Raw genomic sequence first — 16,559 nt, 5'->3', positions numbered from 1 at the left:
GGCGTCCTTGGGTTATCTGCAGATCCAGGGCTCACCGCTTGTCCTCGTAGCCCACGCGATGGCACATAACGCCATTCCCGCCACATTCAATGTGACCGGATTGAACGCGTCCAGGAGCATCGAAGGTTGCATAACGGCTACATCCACCAGCAGCCCGAGCAGGGTGAGTCCGCTGAGCAGCAGCGGCCAGTTGAGCCGAGGTAGAAGAAGCAACACTGCGGCCAGCACCAGTTCTGCCACTCCCGCCGCCTGGGCCAACCAGGTTGCGTGTTCCAGTCCGTGAGCCTGCAACAGCATCTGCTCGCCCGGGCTTAATGTGATTAGCTTCGGCACCAGGCCGTGGTAAGCGAACATGAAAGCCAGGCTGCCGCGTGCCAGCCAGTGAACCTGGCGAATCCCGTTCACGAAAGTTCCTTGAGGAAGCGCCGTTGATGGTCAGGTGTTGGTAGCAGGCAAACCTCGTGTTTGCCAAACAGACGATAGCGGTTTAGTGCGACTCGGTCGTAAGCCCAGTCACGAAACCACTGTGGAAAAATACGCAGCACCCGAAACATTGGCCACGCTCCCGGCAACAGAGTTACCACTTCGAAGAATGCCTCCGAGCGCACCCAGTAATATTGGTCGCGAATGACCGCCATCGTGTCGAACGCATCCAAGGGCAACCCTGCCCAGGCCAGCAAGGCTTGACCTTCGGGCGACTGCACCGCTGCCAGTCGAACGCGGTGGTGACGGTCGTGGCGGATCAGAAACTTCGCCCAGCCGTTACACAGTTTGCAGACGCCGTCGAACAGCACCACGGTTTCACCAGGCGCCAGAAGCGGCGCCGGGGCAGGGCGGACCAATGAGACAGGCATACTGGGTTCTCTGCGGGGGGGGGGCGATGGAAGCATTGTATGGCGCGCCGTCGTAGCGTTTCCAGTCAATGCAAAGGAGTCGTCTGTGCAACCACATGCCTTCGAGTCGATTTTGATGCGCAGAGTAGAGAATTTCGCTTACCTTGTACTTGATCCGGTCAGCCATCAGCGGGCCGTCGCACACCTCTGAAAAAAGCTGAGGTTGGATAAGCGGCTCGGAGAGAGTCTGCTCGACCTGCGGAGTGATATTCCCCGCGCGGGCGAGGGTCTTGCATCACCGTCTAAAGGAATAGAATTGATGTTCATGCGACGCGTTGCGTTAGGTTTACTGATTCTTGGATTCAATATCTCGGCAGCAGTGGCCGGGACTATTTGCACGATCGTCGCTGACACGAGAAGTGGCGAGCTTCTGTATGAAGAAGGTGATTGCAGCAGTCGAGTCACCCCCGCCTCGACCTTCAAGCTCGCGATAAGCCTGATGGGCTTCGACGCAGCTTTTCTGCAAAACGAGCATTCCCCGACGTTGCCGTACCGTCCCGGCGATCCCGATTGGGGCGGAGCGGCCTGGCTGGAGCCGACAGATGCAGCCCGGTGGTTTCAGTATTCTGTGGTGTGGTTCTCCCAACGCGTGACTCATGCGCTTGGAGAGGCTACGGTCGAGCAATATGCCAAGTCATTCAATTACGGAAATACTGACCTGTCTGGTGATCCCGGAAAAAACAATGGCCTTGATCGTGCCTGGATAAGCTCTTCCTTAAAGATCTCCCCTCGTGAGCAGATCACTTTTTTGGAGAAACTGGTGAATCGTCAGCTGCCCGTGAGCCCGCATGCGTTCGATATGACGTCTCGGATTTCACAAATCGCTCAACGACCAGATGGTTGGGATGTTCACGGTAAAACAGGCACAGCATTTCCTCGGATGGCAGACGGCACAAGCGATGAAGCCCATGGATATGGCTGGTTTGTCGGTTGGGCGATCAAGGGCGAACATTCCCTGGTTTTCGCCCGTCTGGCTCAAGATGACCATGTGAAGCCCGTACCCGCAGGAAGACGAGTACGCGATGCGTTAATGGATGAGTGGCCCGAGCTGGCCAGATCGCTGGTGAAGTGATGAACGAAACGCAGCGGGTCGGACGGCATTCGGCTTTGACTGTTATTGAGCTCTCATCAGCGTACAGGGTCGTCTCATGCACATACCCACTAGCCTCGTTATCCACGAAACCACCCACTGGCTCATCAACCACCGCATCGACAGCCACCTCCCCGGCTACCTGATGCTCAGCGCAAAGCTGATGACCCACTCACTGGCAACCTTGCCCAACGAAGCCCTGGCCGAGCTCGGTGTATTGCAAGCCCAAATCCAGCAAGCCATCGACACCCACCTGCACCCCAAACGCCTCTACATTGGCCGCTTTGGCCACGACGCGGGCCATTCCATTCACTTCCATTTCATCCCGATCTATCCATGGGTCGAAGCGTTGTTCTGGAAGGACGAACGATACAGATCGCTGCAAACCTTCGGCTCGCTCCCTGACTGTTCAAACCAAACCGACGGCGCAGAACTGACCCTCTTCGTATGGCGAGAATTCTGTGAGCGTCCTGACCCACCGCTCATAGAAGGACCATCTATTGACCAAGCCATCGCGGCGCTGCGGCAAGCATTCAGCCCCGACGCCTCGATCTGATGGCAGGGCCATTTTCCAAACAAAAAGCCCCATAAGACCTGTCGGCCAACCAGCGCCTACGAATACAAAAGCGCCAACCCACCCGCACAAAAAGCAAAATCCTTACTAAAAGTGTGATCCCGCCCCTCCAGCATTCGTCATGAACCCTAACCCCTGCTGCCGTCAGGGGATCAACGCCAGGACCTTCCATGCAAACGCTGTTGAACGAGATTCTCGACGAAGTGCGTCCCTTGATCGGCCAGGGCAAGGTGGCTGATTACATTCCCGCGCTGGCCGATGTGCCGGCGCAGCAGTTGGGCATTGCCGTGTATGGCAACGATGGCACCTATTACTGCGCGGGCGACGCACTGGAGCCGTTTCCGGTGCAGAGCATTTCCAAGGTGTTCAGCCTGGTTCAGGCAATCGGCCATTCCGGTGAAGCCATCTGGGAGCGCCTGGGGCATGAGCCGTCGGGCCAGCCTTTCAATTCGCTGGTGCAGCTGGAGTTCGAGCGCGGGCGGCCGCGTAATCCCTTTATCAATGCCGGCGCACTGGTGATCTGCGACATCAATCAGTCGCGGTTCGCCGCGCCGACCTTGTCCATGCGCGATTTCGTACGGCGGCTGTCGGGCAATTCCAACGTGTTGATCGATGCCCGCGTGGCGGATTCCGAGTATCAATTTCGTGCACGCAACGCGGCGATGGCGTACCTGATGCAGTCCTTCGGTAACTTCCATAACGAGGTCGAGACCGTGTTGCGCAGTTATTTCAGTTGCTGTGCGCTGAAGATGAACTGCCTCGATCTGGCCCGGGCATTCTGTTTTCTGGCGAACAACGGCTTCTGCAAACACAGCGGTGAGCAAATCCTGACGCCGCGCCAGACCCAGCAAGTGAACTCGATCATGGCCACCAGCGGGCTGTATGACGAGGCCGGTAATTTCGCCTACCGCGTGGGGTTACCGGGCAAAAGCGGGGTAGGGGGCGGAATCGTGGCGATCGTGCCCGGGCAGTTCACCGTGTGCGTGTGGTCGCCGGAGCTGAATGCCGCCGGTAATTCGCTCGCCGGAATGGCGGCGCTGGAGTTGCTGAGTTCGCGGATTGGCTGGTCTGTTTTCTGACAGCGGGGCTACGTCGTTTGACGTCAGGTGAACTATTCAAAAGAGTAACCGGTGCACGCGTTGGTCGCTTTTCCGAAAAAGCTGAATCGAGCCGTGTCGAGGGCGAAGAGTTACCCGATACACTGCCACTTTAGCCCTGTCCAGTTCGAACCAGTCTGCGGGATATTGATGCCGTGGAGATGTCGGGAGATCCGTTTGACTACTGTTCCAGTCGACCCTAGCGGCGATGAGCGCCTGTCTCATGTTCTGAATGCCAGTGAGCGGCTGGTGATGGCGGAGTCAGTGGACGAGGTCGTCGCCGTCCTCCGCGACGTGGCGCGTACCACCGTCGGTGCGGATGGCGTTGCGGTCGTCATTCAGCATGAGGGGCGCTGTGCTTATATAGCGGAGGATGCGGTTTCTCCGCTCTGGCAGGGCCAGACCTTCCCGGCCGACCACTGTGTTTCCGGGTGGGTCATGCGTCGCGGCGAGACGATTGCGATCCGAGACGTGCGGCTCGATCCACGCATTCCTCAGGACGCCTACGCGCCGACCTTTGTGCGTAGCCTGGTCATGGCGCCCATCGGTCGACCTGTTCCGGTCGCGGCACTCGGCGCTTATTGGTCGCAGGTCCGCAGTCACGACGATGACACGGTCAAACGCCTGGAAAGTCTGGCGCGTCTGGCAACCATCGCCATCGAAAATGCGCGCCTGACCCAGGCACGCAATCGCGCGGCCGCACTCGGGGCCGCCCAGAACCGCATCCTTGAACTGGCTGTTGAAGACACACCGCTGAATGTCGCGCTGGACGCGATCGTCCGCGAGGTGGAGGCGCTGTCGCCGTCCCGTTTCCTGGGCAGCATCCTGCTACTGAACGAGGAGGGCAGTCAGCTGCAGCATTGCGCCGGACCTGGCCTGCCCCTTCCGTTTATCAACGCTGTCGAACACATCAATGTCGGCGTAGATGCAGGTGCTGGCAGCACCATGACGACCCTGAACGCGTCGGCGTCGGTTTGCGACATCGAAAACGACCCGCATTGGGCCGGACTCAGGGCGCTGGCCGTCGAACACGGTTTGCACGTCTGCGGGTCCATTCCAATCCGGTCGGCGCAGGGCGCCATGCTCGGCACGTTTGTCATGTATCACGCCGAGCGGCGCGAGCCGTTACCGGCGGATATCGAGATTGGCGATTTCGTGGTCAAAACGGTGGGACTGGTGGTACACCGTGCGCGTGCCGAGGCCGCAATCCGCAGCAGCGAGGCGCGCTACCGCCAGATCGTCGAAGGCGCAGAAGACTTCGCGATCATCACCTTCGACGCGCGGGGCAGGGTCACCGGCTGGAACATCGGCGCCCAGCGCATCGTCGGTTACCGGGCCGAGGAAGCCATGGGCCGCGAGGGCGATCTGTTCTACACCGATTCGGACCAGGCCAACCACGTGTTCCAGGGTGAGCTCCTACTTGCCATGGAGCAGGGGCGGGCCGTCAACGAACGTTGGCACGTTGATAAAAGCGGTGCGCGCTTCTGGGGTTCGGGTTTGATGATGCCGCTGGCCACGGATCAGGGCGGTTTTGTGAAAATCTTCCGTGACCGCACGGCCGATCATCAGGCGGAAGCGGCGCTGCAGGAAAGCGCGGAGCAACTGAGCTTTTTTGACGAGCTCGACAGCCGCCTTTTCACCATCCGCCGGGCCGAAGACGCGATGCTCGCCGCGACCGAGTTGCTCGGGCGCAAGCTCGACGTGTCGCGCTGCGTCTACGCGGATGTCGACGTTGACCATGACCGGTTCTGGATTCGCAGTGGCTACAACGCGTCCGGCATTCAGAGCCCGGTCGGGACTTACAGTCTCGATCTTTTCGGCCCGCGGGCGGCGGCTGACATGCGCGAAGGCCGCACGCTGATCGTGCGCGACGTCGTCGCAGAGCTCGGCCCCAGCGAAGGCCTGGAGATGTTCCGCGGGATTGGCATCGACGCGATCATCTGCTGCCCGCTGGTCAAGAATGGGCGGCTGACAGCCATGATGGCGGTTCATCAAAATGCGCCTCGCGACTGGTTGAGCGCTGAGGTCCTGCTGGTCCGGGAAGTCGTCGAGCGCTGTTGGGCGCATGTCGAGCGGGTGGGAGCCGAGATGCGCATGCGCGAGAGCGAGGAACGTCTGCGCCTTGCCGTCGAACACGCCGACATTGGTTTCTGGGACGTGGACATTGTTCACGACACGCTGATCTGGCCGCCCAGAACCAAAGCAATGTTCGGCATCCAGGCTGACGCGCCGGTCACGATTCAAGACTTTTACGACGGCTTGCACCCCGAGGACCGGGACGCCACCATCGAGGCGTTCACCGCGGCCATCGACTCCCAACGCCGCGCGCTTTATGACGTCGACTACCGCACCGTCGGCAGGGACGATGGCGTGATTCGCTGGGTGGCCGCCAAGGGGCGGGGCGTATTCGATGGCGCCGGCCGCTGCCTGCGCGTCACCGGCACGGTGGTTGAGATCACCGCCCGCAAGGACGTCGAGGAAGAGCTGCGCGAACTCAATGCCACCCTCGAAGGGCGAATTGCCAAGGCCATCGCCGAGCGGGAGGAAGTCCAGGAGGCGCTGCGTCAGAGTCAGAAGATGGAAGCCATGGGGCAACTCACCGGCGGTGTGGCCCATGACTTCAATAATCTGCTCACCCCGATCGTCGGCACCCTCGACATGCTGCAGCGTCGAGGTGTGGGCGGTGAGCGTGAACAGCGTTTGATCTCCGGCGCCGTGCAATCGGCTGATCGTGCCAGGACGCTGGTGCAGCGGCTGCTTGCCTTTGCGCGCCGTCAGCCGCTGCAGCCGGTTTCGGTCGACGTGGCGAAACTGGTGAACGGCATGGGCGATCTCGTCGCCAGCACCACAGGGCCGCAGATCCGCGTCGTCGTCGATGCTCCTCCTGATCTGCCTGCCGCCATCGCTGACCCGAACCAGCTCGAAATGGCGCTTCTGAATCTCTCGGTAAATGCGCGCGACGCCATGCTCGAAGGCGGGACGATGCGGATCTCGGCGAGCGCTGAATGGGTGTGCAATGGGCATCGCTCCAGGCTGCCGACCGGCGACTACCTTTGCCTGTCCGTTGCGGACACCGGCACTGGCATGGATGCCTCCACGCTCGCCCGGGCGGTGGAGCCGTTCTTTTCCACCAAGGGCGTCGGCAAAGGCACAGGGCTGGGGCTTTCGATGGTTCATGGCCTCGCGTCCCAGTTGAACGGCGCACTGACGATTCAGAGTTCACCGGGTCTGGGGACCAATGTCGAGCTCTGGCTGCCGCGCAGCATGAGCCTGCCGGCCGCGGCGTTGCGTACCGAAGAGGCCCCGGAGCGACGCTCCCTGCGCGGGATTGCGCTGCTCGTCGACGATGAAGAACTGGTGCGCGCCAGCACGTCGTACATGCTGGCCGATCTGGGCTACCGCGTGATCGAAGCCTCGTCGGGCGAGGAAGCCTTGCAACTGCTGGGCACCGGGCAGCACGTCGATCTGATCGTCACGGACCACCTTATGCCGGGCATCAGTGGCACCGACCTGGCCAGACGGGTCAGAATCTCACGGCCGGGGACGGCGATTCTGCTCGTCTCAGGGTATGCCGAACATGAAGGACTTGATCCGGACTTGCCGCGCCTGACCAAGCCGTTTCGCAAGAGCGAACTGGCGGCGAGTCTTGCTCAGCTTGAGGGGGCGTCTTGAGGCAGTTGTGAGCTTGAGGTGGGTGGCCGAGGCTGCGTCTTGTCGCCGGCACCGGATCACAGGACTATTTGACAAACCGGGCGGGGTGAACCAGTATTTGCGGCAATTGCGCCCAATCCTCTGGCACCGGCAAGTCCGGTTCTATGGTTGGGCCTTCTCGTATATGGGACATGGAAGTTGCGGCAACTCGCTCCACCTAAACCATTCCGGTCTTATAGCGACCTGGCCAGACTGCTGATAAGTCGCGGCATGGAGGTTGCAGATCCGCTTCGGGCTGAGCGCAAGCTTGCACAGGTGGGCTACTATCGGCTTAGTGGGTTCTGGTTTCCCGCACGAGAATTTGAGCGGGATCAGCAAGGTCAAGTTACCCTCTGCAACGCCACGCTGAAGCCTCTTCGACAAGAGGCCTTCACGGCTGGCGCCTCCTTTGATTCGGTAGTCAATCTTTATCTCTTTGACAAAAAGCTTCGCCAGTTGATGCTCGATGCAATCGAGCGGATCGAGATTCACATGCGCGCGATAGTTGCTCATGAGGTTGGATACCACGATCCGCTAGCTTATCTCGACCCGCGATTCGTCAACCCTAAGCAGACCATGAACTGGCAGGACCGGCGCGGGAGGCAGCGCAACACATGGAGCGAGTGGCAGGCCAGGCAAACGGATCAAATCAACCGCAGCCGGGAAGACTGTATCGAATGGCATCGGCAGAACCACAAAGCGATGCCTTTCTGGGTAGTGGTGGAGGCTTGGGACTTCGGGACTCTCTCCAAGTACTTTGAAATCCTGAAGGGAAGCTATCAAAACCGAATTGCAGCTCGACTGGGTATCAGCAACGCCAAGGTGCTTAAAGATTGGTTGCAGGAAATTAACACGCTGCGAAACCGTAGCGCCCACCATACCCGCATCTGGAACCAGGTCGCGTCTAATCCGTTACCAGTACTCCCCGCAGAGGCATACTTCCAAGCCCTGGCGCTAGATCAGAATGCGCTCAGCCGTCTCTACGGACTGATTTCCGTTATGTGGTTCCTGCTACGCCAGATCGGGCCAGGGTCACGGTGGCTGCAACAAGTGGGAGACATAATCGACACGAAGCCCGATTTGCCTGGCTGCCTGTTCGCATCGCTCGGCCTCCCATCCGAGCATGGGTTTCCTCGGCAATTGTTTGGTATCTGAGTCGCCACTGCAGGGGCCTGCCCGCTTGCGAAAGTAAGCACGCATCGATGCATAAAGATGGTGCATCGGTCGGCCAGGGGCCGGGTTACTCTCAGCCTATGTCTGCAGAGGTGAACGGCAACATTGAGTCGTGTTCAGCCACTCCCCCCCCACAACCGTCCGAAATTTCAGCGCCGCCGCGGTTCTCTGCCATCATTCCCTCATCGCTTCAAACTGAGGGCATGCCATGTGTATCGGAGAACTGAAGATCAACGCCATCCGTCTCGTCGGCGGGGCCGCGGTGCTGGATTATCTCAATACCTGTGACGGCCGTCGGCCGGGCACGGGGCTGCGGGAGGTCGTCGACAAGCTGAGCAACCTGGAGGACATCGTCCACTGGTTTCGCCATGCCGGGCTGATTGACGATCAGGAGCATCGGCACTTCGTCGCGCTGGTACAGCGTTCGTCCTGGCACACGGTGACCGCGTTTGGGCAGTTGATCGATTTTCGCGAAGCGCTGTATCGGCTGTTACTGCCTATGGCGCTGAACCGTAATCCTGAACCGGCCAACCTTGAGGCGTTGAATCAGGTGCTGGCCGACACCGCCGACCAGCGCCTGCTGGTGTTGACGCCAGCGGGTGTGATCTGGCGCTGGCGTGTCGGTGAAGACCTGAACTCGATGACGGCCGGGTTTATCGGTCGTCTCGCGGTGCAGGCGGCGGCGCTGCTCACCTCGTGCGATCTGACGCGTCTGCGGGCCTGTGCCACGCCTGACTGCGACTGGCTGTTTCTTGATACGTCGAAAAACGGACGCCGCCGCTGGTGTCAGATGAATGTCTGCGGGGCGCGGGAAAAGGTCAAAAGGGCAATGGCCGAGTCCTGAGCACCGGCGGTGGTACAGCCTGCGGCAATCTGCGGCATAACGCCGGCAAAAAGCCAGGGAACCTGCCACGTTCTCAAGCTTCTTATCTCTAGTTCAGAAGTGTCGCGGCAGGTGCCGCGACAGGACACGAGAGAGCGTGGGCATGGGCGACATCCGTATCGGCATTTCAGGCTGGCGTTACACGCCATGGCGCGGGGATTTCTATCCCGACGGCCTGAAGCAGAAAAGCGGGTTGAAGTTCGCCTCCAGAGCTGTGAACAGCATCGAAATCAATGGCTCGTTCTACTCGCTGCAGTCCCCTGACCTGTACGCGCGCTGGTACGAGGACACGCCCGAAGGGTTCGTGTTCAGCGTCAAGGGCCCGCGCTACATTACCCATGTCCGCCGCCTCAAAGAGATCGACGAACCCGTCGCCAACTTCTTCGCTTCCGGTATTTTCCAGCTCAAGGAAAAACTGGGGCCGATCCTCTGGCAGTTCGCGCCCAACTTCAAATTCGACGCCGAGCGCTTCGAGCATTTTCTGAAACTGTTGCCCCACGACGGTAAATCGGCGAAGGCCTGCGCCAGCAAATGCGCAGAACGGCTGCAGCAGCCGGGTTATCTGGACATTCCGGCGCGGCTGAAACTGCGTCACGCCGTCGAGATCCGCAATGAAAGCTTCCTGGTGCCGGCGTTCGTCGCGCTGCTGCGCAAGTACAAGGTCGCACTCGTGGTCGCCGACACCGCCGGCAAGTGGCCCCACGTTGAAGACCTCGCCACCGATTTCGTCTACGTGCGCCTGCATGGTGAGAAGGAACTCTACGCCAGCGGCTATACCGATGAGGCGATCAAGCACTGGGGCGATCGCATCGATGCCTGGCAGCGGGGCGCGCAACCCGAAGATGCTCAACTGATCGTGAACAAAGCCCCCCGAGCGCGGAAGTCCCGCGACGTCTACTGCTATTTCGATAACGACATCAAGGTCCGCGCGCCCTACGACGCACGCCGGTTGCTTGAGCGTTTCAAACTCACTCAAAACCTGGAAGTTGCGCCAGGCGATTTGCATGGAGCCACGTTGTGACCAGTGCCCTGATCCCCGAAGACCTCAACGGCCGACGACAAAGCGCGTCGACTTCAGTCACGCTCAACGTGCTGACCATGAACATGCACATGGGCTTCGGTTTCCTCAACAAACGCTTCATTCTGCCGGAACTGCGCGATGCGGTCCGCACGGTGTCCGCCGATATCGTCTTCCTGCAGGAAGTCCACGGCGAGCATCAGGACCACGCGCAGAATGTGAAGAACTGGCCTACTACTTCGCAGTACGAATTCCTCGCCGACAGCATGTGGAAGGATTTCGCCTACGGCCGCAATGCCGTGTATCCCCATGGCCACCACGGTAATGCGTTGCTGTCCAAATATCCGATCAGTCGCCACGAAAACCTCGACATCTCGATCCACGGCACTGAAGAACGCGGCTTGTTGCATTGCGTGCTGGACGTGCCGCATTTCGGCGAGCTGCACGCGGTGTGTGTGCACCTGGGCCTGAAAGAGGTTCATCGCCAGCAACAGCTGAAGTTGATCGCCGATCTGGTGGGGCGTTTGCCTGCCGATGCGCCGGTGATCGTGGCGGGGGACTTTAACGATTGGCGGCAGAAGGCCGATGCCGTGTTGAATCCTGCCGGGCTGCGCGAGGTCTTTGTTGAATCATTTGGTGCGCCGGCGAAAAGCTTCCCGGCGCGCTTTCCGTTGTTGCGCCTGGACCGTATTTACGTGCGCAATGCGCACATCCGGTCGCCCAGGGTGATGTCCAATCGCCCTTGGTCGCACCTTTCCGATCATGCGCCGTTGGCGGTGGAGGTAACGCTATGAGGGGTATGAGACCGATGGGCGCCATGTGCGGACTTTGGCGGGACGGCAACTCGGTGGAATTGCTGATCAATGGCGAAGACTTTTTCGCCCGGGTGTTCGACGCCATTCGTGCCGCGCGCGAAGAGGTGCTGATCGAGACCTTCATCATCTTCGAAGACCGTATCGGCGAGGGTTTGCAGCAGGCGGTGATTGCTGCCGCCAGCCGCGGCGTGCGCGTGATTATCACGGTGGACGACTACGGCACCAGCGACCTGAGCACCGCCTTCGTCAGCAAGATGATTGAAGCCGGCGTGCAGATTCAACTGTTCGACCCGCGCCCTAAACTGATGGGCATGCGCACCAACCTGTTCCGGCGCCTGCACCGCAAAGTGGTGGTGATCGACGGCGAGACCTCGTTCATGGGCGGGATCAACTACAGCGTTGACCACATGGCCGACACCGGCATCACCGCCAAGCAGGACTACGCCGTGCTGGTGCGCGGGCCGATCGTTGCGGACATCTACCGCTCGACGCTGGGCATGCTCGGCCCCGCCGTGCGCAAGACGTTCACGCCGCTCAAGCCAGTGACGCGTCAGGCCGGCAGCGCGCGGATGCTTCTTGCCGAACGCGACAACCGTCACCACACCACCGACATCGAAGAGCAATACCTGCTGGCGATGCGCAACGCGACGCAGCGCATCACCATCGCCAACGCCTACTTCTTCCCCAGCTACCGGTTCCTGCGTGAACTGCGCAATGCGGCCCGTCGCGGGGTGAAGGTGACGCTGATCCTCCAGGGCAAACCGGACATGCCGTTCGTGCGCGTGTGCTCGCGCCTGACCTACACCTGGCTGCTGCGCGAAGGCGTAATCATCCATGAATACAAGCAGCGTGCGCTGCACGGCAAAGTCGCGCTGATTGACCATGAGTGGTCAACCGTGGGCTCCAGCAACCTCGACCCGCTGAGCCTCGCGCTGAACCTGGAAGCCAACCTGTTCATTCGCGACCACGCCTTGAACCAGCGCCTGCACGAACACCTGCGCGACCTCGCCGTGGCCCACAGCAAACAGGTCAACCTCAAAGGTCTGGCGAAAGGGCAGTGGTGGCGTGCGCCGATGATCTTCCTCAGCTTCCACTTCCTGCGGCACTTCCCGGCGATTGCCGGCCTGTTCCCGGTACACGGCCCACGCCTGAAACCCCTGCGCGCACCGGACACCGTACCGGAGGCCGCCGCGCTTAAAAACGAGCTGCCGGCCGATCAGGAGAAATCCCTATGACCGGCGTCTCCCAAGCTTCCACCCACGAGCAGAAACCGGCCGACTCGGGCAAGCATCGTCCGTGGCTGACGTGGGCCAAGCGCGCATTTACGCTGTTCTTCTTCATCGCTGTGCCGGTATTGCTTTTCACCCTGATGAAAAACCTCGACTGGAACGAGGTGATGCACGCGCTGGAGTCCTACAAGCTCAGCACCCTGGCGCTGGGTTTCGTCATCGCTGCGGGCAGTTATCTGACGTATTGCTGCTTTGACGTCCTGGCCCGGCGCTACACCGAACACAAACTGGCGGTGAAACAGATCATCCCGGTGACGTTTGTTTGCTACGCCTTCAACCTGAACCTGAGTTCCTGGGTGGGCGGCATCGCGCTTCGTTATCGCCTGTATTCGCGGCTGGGCCTGGACGTGCCGACCATCACACGCATCCTTAGCCTGAGCCTGATCACCAACTGGCTGGGTTACATGTTGCTGGCTGGTTTCGTGTTCGCCGGGGACTTCGTTGACCTGCCCGACGGCTGGAAGATTGGCGACACCACGCTGCAACTGATCGGCTTTGTCCTGCTGGCGGTCTGCCTGTCGTACTTCCTGGCCTGCCGCTTCTCGAAAAAACGCACCTGGACCGTTCGCAAGCAACAGTTTGTCCTGCCTTCGCTCAACCAGGCGATGCGTCAGGCTTTGCTGGGCGCGCTGAACTGGGGACTGATGGCGCTGCTGATCTACGTCCTGCTGCCGGAAAAAGCCTTCTACCCGGCGGTGCTCGGAATTCTGCTGATCAGCAGCATCGCGGGCGTCATCGCCCACATCCCTGCCGGGCTCGGCGTTCTCGAAACCGTCTTTATTACCCTCATGCAACATCAGTTCAGCAAAGGTCAACTGCTGGCCGCGCTGATTGGCTATCGGGTGATCTACTTCCTCATCCCGCTGATGATTGCGCTGGTGGTCTACGTCGTATTGGAAAAGCGCGCGAAGGCCATGCGGAGCAGGAATGAAGGGACTTTGTAGGCGAGGAGATGGATTAGATGGGGCAGGCAGGGGACAGATTAATTCACGGTGAAGCGTTGTAAATAAATCAGCCCCTTCAACACCTGAAATTGCCAGCGCCTGAACCGGCCTCTTCCCGGCTAAAGCCAGTCCTACAAGAGCATCGCGTGCACTCAGTGGCATCTGCGTCGGGTGACGCGGAGCGTCACGGGATGCATACCCACGCGGAGCGTGGGAACGATCTAACGCGTACAGGACGTAGGACCGGCTTTAGCCGGGAAGCCGTTGCCGTTGCCGTTGCTTTTGATCTTCGTACACAAAAAGTCCAGACGACACCAATCGCGACTTGGGTGCAGGCTGAACGCAGGTCTCGCGCAGTGGGCCGAGCCGCATGGATGCGGCGAGAGCGCCGTCAGGACATGGATGTCCGTTCGGCGCGTGCCCACGGAGCGAGACCGGAGTGAAGGAACCCTGACGAAGGAAGGGCCCAACCGAGAGCAGGCACTTTTGCTTACTTTTGGTGCTTTTCAAAAGTAAGTCGCCGAAGGCGAAACAGTCTGCCCCCAGGCAGACGCCCTTGATCTTGATCCAGATCTTGACGTTAAAGATCAATCCCGCCCAGCGAACATCCTCACAGCATCCACCGCATCATTCGTCCCCGAACTGATCTGCACGATCGCAGCCCCCGCCTGATCTGCCAGATCCACACCCTTCACCGCCGTATTCCGCGTATTGTCCATACTCACAATCGCCTGACGCGTTTCGGTCTGAATCACCTGGATCATCTCCGAAATCTCCTGCGTCGACCGACTCGTACGCCCCGCCAGTTGCCGAACCTCATCGGCCACCACCGCAAAGCCACGGCCCTGATCCCCGGCCCGGGCCGCCTCGATCGCCGCGTTCAGTGCCAGCAAATTCGTCTGATCCGCAATACTGCGAATCGTATTCACGATCGCCGTGATCTGCTCCGACCGCTCACCCAACTGGCCAATGATCCGCGACGAATCATCAATATTCTGCGAAATCTGACGCATCTCGCTGGCCGCCTGCTGAATCACCTGCGTGCCTTGCTCGGCGTATTTCTGCGTCTGCACCGAAATGTGATACGCCTGGGCAGCGCTGTGGGAATCCGCCTCGTGCTTCTGGATACGCGCGGTCACGTCTGACGCAAACTTCACCACCTTCCACAGCTTGCCGCTGGCGTCATACACCGGGTTATAAGACGCTTCCAGCCAAAGGGTCTGGCCCTGCTTGCCTACGCGCTTGAACTGATCGCTGAAAAATTCGCCCTTGTTCAGCCGACGCCAGAAATCCTGATACTCGGCGCTGTTGGTGAACTCAGGCGGGCAGAGCATCCTGTGGCTTTTGCCCAACAGCTCTTGCCGGCTGTAGCCCAGCAAGCGCAACAGGTTGTCGTTGGCGGCGATGATCGTGCCGTCCAGATCAAACTCGATCACCGCCATGGCGCGGTCGATGGCCTGCAATTTATTGCGCGTTTCGCTCTCGGCCTGAAGCTTGGCGGTCACGTCCATCGCGTACTTGACCACCCGGATGACCTTGCCGTCCGAGTCCCTGACCGGGTTGTAACTGGCCTCCAGCCAAACGGTGCTGCCATCGCCCGCGACCCGCTGGAACGTCGAAGACACGAACTCACCGTTACGCAGGCGCGACCACAGCTGCGCATACTCCGGGCTGCGCCCATGCTCCGGCGTGCAGAACATGCGGTGATCCTTGCCGATGACCTGTTCGGGCCGGTAGCGCATGGTTTTGAAGAAGTTGTCGTTTGCCTTGAGCACCACCCCGTTCAGATCGAACTCGATGCTGGCCATCGAGCGGTTGATCGCCTCCAGCAGACTGGCCTGATGGGCGACGGTCAGTTGCAGGTCCTGGATGATCTTATTTTTGGACGAGTCGAAAAACATAATGGCGGCTCACGCAGGTGGAAAAGGGGTGGTCCAGATCCATGACCTCGTGAGCGAGAAGCAGCTCAGATGCGTAGTCCGTTTGCAGTGCAGATGATCATTACGTAGGTGATGTTAAAAAGCTATGTCAACGTTGTACGGCTCGTCGGGTTTGTACAAGGTTGTCAGTTTCAGTCGTCGAAGCCGGCCTGTTCGGAGATCTCGTCCACCTTCAGCTCCAGGCGATAGGCCACGGCGATAAATAGCGCCTGACAGAGACACAACGTGGCGCTGAGCGAACGAAACGCGAACGAGCTGCCTTCGTTGACCAGCAGCACGGCATGGGCGCGTTTGGCCAGCGGCGACAGGTTGCTGTCAGTAATGATCAACGTCTTGGCCTGATGATGCTGAGCGATGCGCAGGCAGTGCTGGGTTTCCTTGCCATAGGGCGTGAAGCTGATGGCGATCACCAGATCATTGGCGCGCACGCTGCGCATCTGCTCGCGGTAACTGCCGCCCAGGCCGGAAATCAGGTGGATGCGCTTGTTGGTGTGCTGCAGGTTGTAGACCAGATAGTCGGCGACGGCGAACGAGCGACGCACCCCGACCACGTAGATATTGTCGGCGTTGACCACCAGGTCCACAGCCTTCTCGAACGCCTCGTCGTCCAGTTCCAGCGCCAGCCGCTCCAGCCCCGACAGCGTGGCGTTGACGCATTCTCGGGCCAGGTCACCGGCGCTGGCTTTCTGCGATTTGTTGGCGATCATGCTGCGAATGCGTTGCTGGTAGTTCTGCACCGGCGTGGCTTTGTGGGTGTACGCCTCGCGAAACAGCGCCTGCATTTCGCTGAACCCGCTGAAACCGAAGCGCTGGGAGAACCGCACAATGGCTGATGGATGCACCTCGCATTCCCGGGCGATGTCGCTGATGCGGTCGACCATGATCCGGTCGCTCTGCTGGCTCATGTAGCTGGCGATGCGCTTGAGCTGGCGCGGCAGGCTCTCGTATTCGGCCGTGATCAGCTTGAGCAGGGCATCGGCGGTCTCCGGCGCGGCTGTGACGGCCGTCAAACCATCGTTTCCGGTGTCGGGAGAGCCTGGCTGATCGAGGCTGGGCATACGTGCGAATCCTTTGGCGGGTTGTGGCGTGGCAGAGGGTCTGGGTGCTCAGGCGGCCAGTTTTGCAGGCTGTGACCCGCAATGCAAAGTGGAAT

13 protein-coding genes and 2 pseudogenes are annotated in these 16,559 nt (G+C 60.1%); 10 read left to right on the top strand and 5 right to left on the bottom strand.

What is annotated here, in order from left to right; all coding sequences use genetic code 11:
• Window positions 1-12: 12 nt before the first annotated feature.
• Both EC919_RS22535 and EC919_RS22530 read right to left on the bottom strand, forming a co-directional pair.
• Window positions 13-405: a DoxX-like family protein gene (locus EC919_RS22535; RefSeq protein WP_133776529.1), complete on the bottom strand. Its 393-nt coding sequence runs from the start codon at window positions 403-405 to the stop codon at window positions 13-15.
• The gene (locus EC919_RS22530; protein WP_133776528.1) at window positions 402-854 is read right to left on the bottom strand and encodes a thiol-disulfide oxidoreductase DCC family protein; all 453 of its coding nucleotides are present in this window, start codon (window positions 852-854) and stop codon (window positions 402-404) included. The genes EC919_RS22535 and EC919_RS22530 overlap by 4 nt, the downstream gene beginning before the upstream one ends.
• A gap of 295 nt (window positions 855-1,149) precedes the next feature.
• Between EC919_RS22530 and blaOXA the strand changes: the two genes are divergently transcribed.
• The 10 genes from blaOXA to EC919_RS22480 all read left to right on the top strand — a co-directional run bounded on the left by blaOXA (window position 1,150) and on the right by EC919_RS22480 (window position 13,466).
• A complete protein-coding gene (blaOXA, locus tag EC919_RS22525) occupies window positions 1,150-1,965 on the top strand; it encodes a class D beta-lactamase (RefSeq protein ID WP_432213838.1) in 816 nt (271 codons plus the stop codon).
• 76 nt (window positions 1,966-2,041) lie between these two features.
• The gene (locus EC919_RS22520; RefSeq protein WP_133776526.1) at window positions 2,042-2,539 is read left to right on the top strand and encodes an HIT family protein; all 498 of its coding nucleotides are present in this window, start codon (window positions 2,042-2,044) and stop codon (window positions 2,537-2,539) included.
• 188 nt (window positions 2,540-2,727) lie between these two features.
• Window positions 2,728-3,636 (top strand): glutaminase B, encoded by a 909-nt coding sequence (glsB, locus tag EC919_RS22515; RefSeq protein ID WP_133776525.1) that lies wholly within the window; start codon window positions 2,728-2,730, stop codon window positions 3,634-3,636.
• Between the two features lie 270 nt (window positions 3,637-3,906).
• Window positions 3,907-7,326 carry a PAS domain S-box protein gene (locus tag EC919_RS22510; protein ID WP_243842316.1) on the top strand — a complete coding sequence of 1,140 codons (3,420 nt, stop codon included), beginning with the start codon at window positions 3,907-3,909 and terminating at the stop codon, window positions 7,324-7,326.
• Between the two features lie 249 nt (window positions 7,327-7,575).
• Window positions 7,576-8,499, top strand: coding sequence for an Abi family protein (locus EC919_RS22505; protein ID WP_133776523.1), 924 nt, complete (start codon window positions 7,576-7,578; stop codon window positions 8,497-8,499).
• Window positions 8,500-8,725: 226 nt separating this feature from the next.
• Window positions 8,726-9,361, top strand: coding sequence for a CGNR zinc finger domain-containing protein (locus tag EC919_RS22500; RefSeq protein WP_133776522.1), 636 nt, complete (start codon window positions 8,726-8,728; stop codon window positions 9,359-9,361).
• A gap of 142 nt (window positions 9,362-9,503) precedes the next feature.
• Window positions 9,504-10,421: a DUF72 domain-containing protein gene (locus EC919_RS22495; RefSeq protein WP_133776521.1), complete on the top strand. Its 918-nt coding sequence runs from the start codon at window positions 9,504-9,506 to the stop codon at window positions 10,419-10,421.
• Window positions 10,418-11,212, top strand: coding sequence for an endonuclease/exonuclease/phosphatase family protein (locus EC919_RS22490; protein ID WP_432213837.1), 795 nt, complete (start codon window positions 10,418-10,420; stop codon window positions 11,210-11,212). The genes EC919_RS22495 and EC919_RS22490 overlap by 4 nt, the downstream gene beginning before the upstream one ends.
• A 23-nt stretch (window positions 11,213-11,235) precedes the next feature.
• On the top strand, window positions 11,236-12,468 hold the full coding sequence (clsB, locus tag EC919_RS22485; RefSeq protein ID WP_243842314.1) for a cardiolipin synthase ClsB: 1,233 nt from the start codon (window positions 11,236-11,238) through the stop codon (window positions 12,466-12,468).
• Entirely contained in the window at window positions 12,465-13,466 is a 1,002-nt protein-coding gene (locus EC919_RS22480; protein ID WP_133776520.1) for a lysylphosphatidylglycerol synthase domain-containing protein, read from the top strand. The genes clsB and EC919_RS22480 overlap by 4 nt, the downstream gene beginning before the upstream one ends.
• Before the next feature lie 587 nt (window positions 13,467-14,053).
• Here the strand turns inward: EC919_RS22480 and EC919_RS27950 are convergent.
• From EC919_RS27950 to EC919_RS22470, 3 genes and pseudogenes are all read right to left on the bottom strand, one after another.
• Window positions 14,054-14,485, bottom strand: a pseudogene (locus EC919_RS27950) (methyl-accepting chemotaxis protein); the annotation flags it as partial.
• Window positions 14,486-14,590: 105 nt separating this feature from the next.
• Window positions 14,591-15,274 (bottom strand): annotated as a pseudogene (locus EC919_RS27945) (PAS domain-containing protein); the annotation flags it as partial.
• Window positions 15,275-15,537: 263 nt separating this feature from the next.
• The gene (locus EC919_RS22470; RefSeq protein WP_166650609.1) at window positions 15,538-16,464 is read right to left on the bottom strand and encodes a MurR/RpiR family transcriptional regulator; all 927 of its coding nucleotides are present in this window, start codon (window positions 16,462-16,464) and stop codon (window positions 15,538-15,540) included.
• Between the last annotated feature and the right edge of the window lie 95 nt (window positions 16,465-16,559).

This window comes from Pseudomonas graminis, assembly GCF_004364335.1.
Classification (GTDB): Bacteria; Pseudomonadota; Gammaproteobacteria; order Pseudomonadales; family Pseudomonadaceae; genus Aquipseudomonas; species Aquipseudomonas graminis_D.
The sequence above is the reverse complement of the archived record's forward strand: the minus strand, read 5'-3'. Positions and strand labels throughout refer to the sequence as shown.

What these genes read in the sequence shown, in the direction of transcription:
- EC919_RS22530 (WP_133776528.1), bottom strand. Translation starts at nt 854, where the DNA reads ATGCCTGTCTCATTGGTCCGCCCTGCCCCGGCGCCGCTTCTGGCGCCT.
- EC919_RS22520 (WP_133776526.1), top strand. Translation starts at nt 2,042, where the DNA reads ATGCACATACCCACTAGCCTCGTTATCCACGAAACCACCCACTGGCTC.
- glsB (WP_133776525.1), top strand. Translation starts at nt 2,728, where the DNA reads ATGCAAACGCTGTTGAACGAGATTCTCGACGAAGTGCGTCCCTTGATC.
- EC919_RS22510 (WP_243842316.1), top strand. Translation starts at nt 3,907, where the DNA reads ATGGCGGAGTCAGTGGACGAGGTCGTCGCCGTCCTCCGCGACGTGGCG.
- EC919_RS22505 (WP_133776523.1), top strand. Translation starts at nt 7,576, where the DNA reads ATGGAGGTTGCAGATCCGCTTCGGGCTGAGCGCAAGCTTGCACAGGTG.
- EC919_RS22500 (WP_133776522.1), top strand. Translation starts at nt 8,726, where the DNA reads ATGTGTATCGGAGAACTGAAGATCAACGCCATCCGTCTCGTCGGCGGG.
- EC919_RS22495 (WP_133776521.1), top strand. Translation starts at nt 9,504, where the DNA reads ATGGGCGACATCCGTATCGGCATTTCAGGCTGGCGTTACACGCCATGG.
- clsB (WP_243842314.1), top strand. Translation starts at nt 11,236, where the DNA reads ATGTGCGGACTTTGGCGGGACGGCAACTCGGTGGAATTGCTGATCAAT.
- EC919_RS22480 (WP_133776520.1), top strand. Translation starts at nt 12,465, where the DNA reads ATGACCGGCGTCTCCCAAGCTTCCACCCACGAGCAGAAACCGGCCGAC.
- EC919_RS22470 (WP_166650609.1), bottom strand. Translation starts at nt 16,464, where the DNA reads ATGCCCAGCCTCGATCAGCCAGGCTCTCCCGACACCGGAAACGATGGT.